The following is a 7,746-nucleotide window of genomic DNA, read 5'->3' as shown; positions in this document are numbered from 1 at the left end:
AAATTCCGTTCTACCATTTTTTTGACACCAGGTTAATATTCCGGACGTGTCTAATAAGGTTGGAGTAAATCCGGCTTATTTGATTCCTGTTGAGAAAGAGAAGATTCCTAAAACGGAGATTGGCAAAATTCAGCGCAGTCAACTTAGCCAGCGCTGGGAAACTGGTGAGTTCGACAACTACCTCAGGCAAATCGACGTGCCTAGGCAGCGACTCTCTCAGGAGGTGCCCAAAACTGAGATCGAGAAAATCATTGCTGCTATTTGGCGCGAGGTTCTCCATATCAATGAGGTAGACATTCACGACAATTTCTTTGACTTAGGTGGGAATTCGCTACTCATTGCTGCTGTTACCAGTAAGCTGCAGGCAGTTTTGCAGCAAGATATTCCTCTAACAACAGTGTTTCAATATCCCACGATTCGCTCCCTAGCTCGGTATTTAAGTCAAGGGTCGAATCACCTGGTTGACCGCGAAATAATGCAGAGCAAGATTCGGGGAGAAAAACGTAGGAAAAAGTTAATGCAAGCCAACCTTTATTAATCGTTTAACTCTCATTGCTGTTTAAATAAACTGTAAAATTAGCAAAAGAGGAGAAAATGCCAACAAACGAAGTTGCAAATCTTGAGGTTAACTCAGCACTAGATATCGCTGTCATTGGGATGTCTGGTCGCTACCCAAAAGCCAAAAATCTTGAAGATTTTTGGGAAAATCTACGAGATGGAGTAGAATCTATTTCTTTTTTCACTGATGAAGAGTTAGCAGCTTTAGAGGTCACTCCTGAATTACTGCAGAATCCTCAATACGTCAAAGCAGCCCCGATACTAGACGATATAGATTTATTTGACGCTTCATTCTTCGGCTACAGTCCGAGAGAAGCTGAAATGCTAGATCCGCAAATTCGCATTTTCTTGGAGTGTGCTTGGGAAGCTCTCGAAACGGCAGGATACAGCCCTCAAACTTACAAAGGTGCAATTGGAGTTTACGCAAGTCAAGCACAGAGTATGTATTTACTGAGAAACCTCTATGCCAGTCTTGACTTCCACGAATCTACACTTTTTGGCAATATAAAAACCCTGATTGCTAATGGCAGCGATTTCTTACCGACGCGGGTTTCTTACAAATTTAATTTGAAGGGACCAAGTATTAATGTGCAAACTGGCTGCTCAAGTTGCTTAGTGGCAATCCATCTAGCACGTCAGAGCTTGCTGGCGGGTGAATGCGATATTGCCTTGGTGGGGGGAATTTCTATAGATATTCCCCAAAAAAGAGGCTATATCTACAAAGAGGGGATGATTTTTTCTCCGGACGGTCACTGTCGCGCCTTTGATGCTAAAGCACAAGGAACAGTTTTTGGCAGTGGTGTAGGTGTTGTGGTGCTCAAGCCATTGGTCAATGCTCTCTTGGACCACGACTGTATCTATGCAGTAATTAAAGGTTCAGCTATCAACAACGATGGTTCTGAAAAAGTTGGATATATGGCTACGAGCGCCAAGGGTCAAGCTTCGGCGATTGCAGAAGCCATAGCCAATGCCGGAGTAGATGCTGAAACCATTACCTATGTAGAAGCTCACGGAACGGGAACGGCTCAAGGCGATCCAATTGAAGTAGCTGGTCTAACTCAAGCATTTTCTCTCTACACTCAAAAGAAAGGCTTCTGTGCTCTCGGTTCGTATAAACCAAATATTGGGCACATGGATATCGCCTCTGGGGTAACGGGCTTCATCAAAACGGTGCTGATGCTCAAGCACAAGATGCTAGTACCCAGTTTGCATTTTGAAGAACCCAATCCCCAAATAGATTTTGCTAACAGCCCCTTCTACGTCAACACAAAACTACAACCTTGGACGACGGAGAACGGCATTCCCCGACGCGCTGGGGTGAGTGCTTTCGGGATTGGCGGCACCAACGCTCACATCATCCTTGAAGAAGCTCCAAAAATTTCTCCCGTACAGGTGAAACCAGATCGCCCTTTGCACTTGTTGTGCTTGTCGGCAAAAAGTGAAAAGGCACTGAAAGAACTGGTGCAAAAATATGAAGCCTACTTAGCGTCCGAGCCGTCACAGTCTTTGGCAGATATCTGTTTTACTGCAAATGCAGGACGTTCTCACCACAATTACCGCCTGAGAGTAGTGGCTGGTTCTACAGAGGCTGTGCGCGAACAACTGGTCAACTTAACTGCTAACGCAGATGAGAGCAAAGCGATCACAAAATGCTCCAACACAAGTCAACCTAAAATTGCCTTTCTGTTTACAGGACAAGGCTCCCACTATGTTGGCATGGGACGCGAACTCTACAAGACTCAGCCCACATTTCGCCAAGTTATCGATCACTGCGACGAGCTACTGCGCCCTCATTTAAATGTGCCTCTGCTGTCAGTCCTTTACCCAGAAGATGAAACTTCTTCTGCTCTTAACGAAACAGCCTACACCCAACCAGCTTTGTTTGCCTTCGAGTACGCATTGGCTCAGTTGTGGCTGTCGTGGGGCATCAAGCCAGATGCGTTGATGGGTCACAGTTTGGGCGAGTATGTAGCGGCGTGCATAGCTGGAGTTTTCAGTTTGGAAGATGCGCTGAAGCTGGTTGCAGAACGGGGGCGGCTAATGCAAGCTTTGCCGCCTAACGGCGAGATGGTCGCTATCTTAGCGGATGTAGCGCTGGTCAAAACCGCGATCGCGCCTTACCAGCCAGATGTGGCGATCGCTGGCATCAATGCGCCGTCTGAAACGGTAATTTCTGGAACGCACACAGCGGTACAAGCAGTCCTCGCAAACTTGCAATCCAAAGAATTAGCCACACATCCCTTAAAGGTCTCCCATGCCTTTCACTCCCCCCTAATGGAGCCGATGCTGGACGCCTTCAGAGAAGTTGTTGCTCAAGTCACCTACGCCGCACCCGAGATGAAGTTGATTTCCACCGTCACTGGAAAAGTAGCGGGGGTAGAGATCGGACAGGCAGAATACTGGTGCAAACAGATTCGAGAAACTGTAAGGTTTGCAGATGCTATTAGCACCCTCCTGTCTTCAAACATCGATATCTTTGTTGAGGTTGGTCCGCAGCCAGTACTAACCAAATTGGGACAACGGTGTGACCCAAGCGAAACAAAGGTTTGGCTGCCGTCATTACAGTCTCATAGACAAGATTGGCAGCAATTGCTCATCACCTTAGGAACACTTTACGTTCACGGCGCAGAAGTGGACTGGGCGGGATTTGATCAGGACTATTCCCGCCGCCGGGTATTGCTGCCGACTTATCCTTTCCAGCGACAGCGGTATTGGCTTGAAGCAACACCTGCAATCCCCCCATTCAATACGTTCCAACACTCTGGTCTACCTGTCCATAACGACCCCCCTTCCATAGATGTTGGAATGAATTTCCCAATCCCCGCTAAGGAACTAGAGCGGGATGCTATTTTAACTGCAGAGCCGCAAGAGCGCCAGCAGTTGGTGGAGTCTTATCTGTGTCGGCAAATTGCCAAGGCCATTAAGCAAACTGAATCCAACTTGGACTTGCAAGACTCTCTTAGAAGTTTGGGATTTGATTCGCTGATGATCGTTGAACTCAAAAATAACATAGCTACAGATCTTGGAATTAGCTTGCCTATGAAGGATCTGCTAGCTGGCATCACTCTTGTACAGTTAGTTCAGAAGGTAACAGAGGAACTTACAGACTTCACATCGAACTTAACTTCCCAGCCGCAAGCAAACACCTCTTGGCTCGTGTGCTCCAACCCCAATCCAGAAGCAAGTTTGCGCCTATTCTGCTTCCCCTACGCAGGTGGCGGAGCTTCAGTATTTCGCACTTGGTCAAACGACTTGCCTCCAACTATAGAAGCCTTTAGCGTGCAGCTTCCCGGTCGAGAAAACCGTATCGGCGAGGAGCCTTTTACGCAACTAGAATCCTTAGTAAAAACTCTAGCGCAAGTTCTGCTTCCTTATCTGGACAAACCTTTTGCCTTCTACGGTCACAGCATGGGAGGGCTGTTGGCTTTTGAACTGGCAAAATTATTACGCACTCAGTTTGGCTTATTGCCAGTTCACTTATTTGTTGGAGCGAGTGTTGCTCCCCAATTACCCAATCCTTTTGTTTCCCTCGATCTGAGTTCTCCTCAAAAGGTAAAGGAATTTCTGTATAGCTTGGGGACGTCAGCTAAAGTGTTGGAAAACACTGAACTCATGCAGGTATTGCTACCGACTATCAAAGCAGATTTTCTTACCCTTAAAGCATATGCCTACAAGGATTCTGCACCGCTAAATTGTCCCATTTCAGCTTTTGCTGGAAGCGAGGATCGCTTTGTCCGTAAAGAGGATATGTCAGCTTGGGGGCTACACACTTTGAGCCCTTTCAAACTTCACGTTGTTTCAGGTTCTCACTTATTCTTAGACAGCGATCGCCAATTGCTTTTGCAAACTATCTGTCAAGAGTTGATGTCTTGCGATTGGCTTGAGTTAGATCGGCAGCAGCCCAATTCTTTTGTTACAGCTTTGGTTTCTTAATATCTAATGGCTCCGGTATGTTCCGGAGTCTGAGGATTTGATATAACGCGGTTCAACCTACAAGGAGCAAAAATAATGGTTACAACAAACTATCAAGAGCGCGTATTTCTGGCACAGGCGGGTTATACAAAAACCCTTTTGTCTAACTACGATGCTCTGATTGGATTCAACGCACGTTTTTTGTGGAAATGTGCGCGCCCTAGACTCCTCAAGTTCTACAACAAAAATATTTCTGCAAATCACTTGGAAGTAGGAGTAGGTAGTGGCTATTACTTAGATAAGTGCCGCTTTCCTGTTGACAAACCCCGAATTGTTTTGCTGGATTTGAATCCAAACAGCCTTGAGTTTACCTCAGCACGAATTCGGCGATACCAGCCAACGATTTGTCAAGGTAGTGTATTGGAACCTATTTCTTTAGAGGCTAATCAGTTTGATTCGATTGGATTCAACTATGTGCTTCACTGTTTGCCAGGAACACTGGCTCAAAAAGCAGCAACAGCGTTTGAAAACCTCAAACCACTGTTGAAAGAAGGTGGCATTCTATTTGGTTCAACAGTTCTGGGAGAAGGTGTCAAGCATAACTACCTTGGCAAGAGAGTTATGAAAAATTACAACAGTAGAGGAATCTTCAACAATTATCAAGATAAAGTTTCAGATTTAGAAGCTGTCTTGAAGCCAAACTTCTCCACTTATTCAGTTCAAGTCATTGGTTGCACTGCACTATTTACAGCAAGAAAATAACTTTTTACTCTCCCTCACTTAGTACACATCACCATAAAAGGGGGTTCGGAATTGGCTTGAGAGATGATTTACTTCCCAGAGTCAGCTTGATTTTGATTTGGGATCCTCATTAATGATGAGTTGTACTTAGTTAGTTGAGAAGTGGGGAAAATTCCCTTACAGCAATTTTCAGATTAATAGACCACATTGAATTCAGATCTTGTGGGCTGGGCATCCTTGCCCGCCCTCTTATCTCAAACGGCACTTGTCGCCCGTTCCACTCATAGAATTAGTGCTGTGCTTCATTCACTTGAAAACTGCTGTAATTTGTGGGGTTTTCCCTTCAACCAGGGAACTGTATCTAAAAATGAATTTGTTTTTTAACTGCAAATCTATTATGAAAACACTGCTCATCGACAACTACGATTCCTACACGTTCAATCTGTACCAGATGATTGCCCAAGTGAATGGAGAACTTCCTATCGTTATCCGCAACGATCAAGCTACCTGGTCTGAGTTGAAGGAGCTAGCATTCGATAACGTGGTAATTTCTCCTGGTCCCGGACGCCCAGAGAAAGAAAAAGACTTTGGTGTCTGCCGACAGGTCATTCAGGAAATAGATGTGCCCTTGCTCGGTGTTTGCCTGGGTCACCAAGGGCTTGGTCACATATTTGGTGGAACTGTTATCCATGCACCGGAAGTGATGCACGGACGTCTAAGTGCAGTTTACCACAACGGCTCCGCGCTGTTCAAAGATATTCCCCAAGCTTTTTCTGTTGTACGCTACCACTCCCTGATTGTTTCAGAAGAATTGCCTGAGTGTCTGCAGAAAATCGCTTGGACAGAGGAAGGAATTGTCATGGGGTTACGCCATGGATATCGACCACTGTGGGGCGTACAATTCCATCCAGAATCTATCTCTACAGATTATGGTTATAAATTACTGGAGAACTTTAGAGATATCACTTTGCAGTTTCCTCAAAAAAGAGCAGCAAAAGCGAAGTCCCAAGAGTTTTCCATTATTCCCACAGGTGAACTGCGTCATTCGCAGAATCAAAAATACGAAGTAAAGAGCCGTAAACTCAACATTTGTCCAGATACAGAGCAAGTATTCGTCCATCTATTTGGGGAACAACCAAACGCTTTTTGGCTTGATAGCAGTCAAGTAGAACAAGGTTTATCGCGCTTCTCCTTCATGGGTGATGCTAGCGGTTCTAACAGTCTGCTAGTTCAGTACAACACTCAATTCAAACAATTAGCTGTCACTCAAGCAGGTAAAGTGACGTTTCACAAAGACAGCATCTTTGAGTATCTGAAGCACGAAACTGAGCGCCTGTACTGTAGGTCTGATGAGCTTCCCTTTGACTTCAACTGTGGATTTGTTGGTTACTTTGGTTACGAACTCAAAGCGGAATGCGGAGGCAAACTGGAAAATCCCTCACAGCTTCCCGATGCGACCTTTTTGTTGGCTGAGCGGGTTATTGCGTTCGACCACCAGGAACAAACGACTTATCTGCTTTGCCTTACGAAGATGGGGGAGAGGGCGCAAGCGGAAGCCTGGTTCAATACCATAGAGCAGCAACTTCGCACGCTGCCTCCTTTACCCCCATCTCTACAGGAGTACAGTCAGAAGTCAGTAACTTTTCGCTTCAGTCGGTCTTATCAGACATATCTAGATGACATTCAACAATGCCTGCAAGAAATCGCTGAAGGAGAAACTTACGAAGTCTGTTTAACTAACAAAATTCATACAGACAGCAGCCCCGATCCGCTGACGCTTTATCGAACCTTACGCCGAACTAATCCAGCACCTTACTCGGCATTCCTGCGATTTAACGATCTTGCTATCCTCAGTTCTTCCCCAGAACGCTTTCTTAAAATTGACCGCGATCGCTGGGTGGAGTCGAAACCGATTAAAGGAACTAGAGCTCGTGGGGAGACTCCGGAAGCAGACCTTGCTATGCGCGAGAACTTACGCAGCGAAGAAAAAGATCGCGCTGAAAACTTAATGATTGTAGATTTGTTACGCAACGATTTAGGACCAGTATGTGAGGTAGGCAGCGTACACGTTCCGAAATTAATGGATGTGGAAACTTATGCTACAGTACACCAATTGGTAAGTACTATTTGTGGTCGCCTGCGCCCAGATATGAGAGCCATTGACTGCATCCGGATAGCATTCCCTGGCGGATCAATGACTGGAGCGCCCAAACTGAGAACAATGGAGATTATTGACAGATTGGAGCGAGAAGCACGCGGTGTTTACTCAGGGGCGATTGGATTTCTAGGGTTGAATGGTACCACAGACCTCAATATTGTCATCCGCACTATGGTAGTTACTCCTAGCGATATATCTATTGGTGTGGGAGGAGCAATCGTGGCTCTATCCGATCCTCAAATGGAATTTGATGAAACTCTCCTCAAGGCACAGGCTTTGATCCGTGCCATTCTACTCACCGTTCATGGAGAGATCGATCCGAGCCGATATCAGATCCTTGGCACGCAGGTTGAGAAGAAGCTCGTGCATCAATGAAC

Annotated in this window: 4 protein-coding genes; all 4 read left to right on the top strand. The window is 45.8% G+C overall.

Annotation, left to right across the window (positions count from 1 at the left end; translation table 11 throughout):
- Positions 1 to 46 precede the first annotated feature (46 nt).
- Positions 47 to 538, top strand: coding sequence for a phosphopantetheine-binding protein (locus ACM0OZ_RS36580; protein WP_414587747.1), 492 nt, complete (start codon positions 47 to 49; stop codon positions 536 to 538).
- Between the two features lie 56 nt (positions 539 to 594).
- Positions 595 to 4,491, top strand: a complete 3,897-nt coding sequence (locus ACM0OZ_RS36575; RefSeq protein WP_414587746.1) for a beta-ketoacyl synthase N-terminal-like domain-containing protein — start codon at positions 595 to 597, stop codon at positions 4,489 to 4,491.
- A gap of 75 nt (positions 4,492 to 4,566) precedes the next feature.
- A complete protein-coding gene (locus tag ACM0OZ_RS36570; RefSeq protein WP_414587745.1) occupies positions 4,567 to 5,232 on the top strand; it encodes a class I SAM-dependent methyltransferase in 666 nt (221 codons plus the stop codon).
- A 376-nt stretch (positions 5,233 to 5,608) separates the two neighbouring features.
- Complete coding sequence (pabB, locus tag ACM0OZ_RS36565; protein ID WP_414587744.1) at positions 5,609 to 7,744, top strand: aminodeoxychorismate synthase component I; 2,136 nt, start codon at positions 5,609 to 5,611, stop codon at positions 7,742 to 7,744.
- The last annotated feature ends 2 nt before the right edge of the window (positions 7,745 to 7,746 follow it).

The organism is Scytonema sp. PCC 10023 (assembly GCF_963920835.1).
Taxonomy (GTDB): domain Bacteria; phylum Cyanobacteriota; class Cyanobacteriia; order Cyanobacteriales; family Nostocaceae; genus Kalymmatonema.
This window is presented reverse-complemented; position numbering and strand designations above follow the sequence as displayed.

Coding starts and splice junctions, on each gene's coding strand:
- ACM0OZ_RS36575 (WP_414587746.1), top strand. CDS start 595: ATGCCAACAAACGAAGTTGCAAATCTTGAGGTTAACTCAGCACTAGAT.
- ACM0OZ_RS36570 (WP_414587745.1), top strand. CDS start 4,567: ATGGTTACAACAAACTATCAAGAGCGCGTATTTCTGGCACAGGCGGGT.
- pabB (WP_414587744.1), top strand. CDS start 5,609: ATGAAAACACTGCTCATCGACAACTACGATTCCTACACGTTCAATCTG.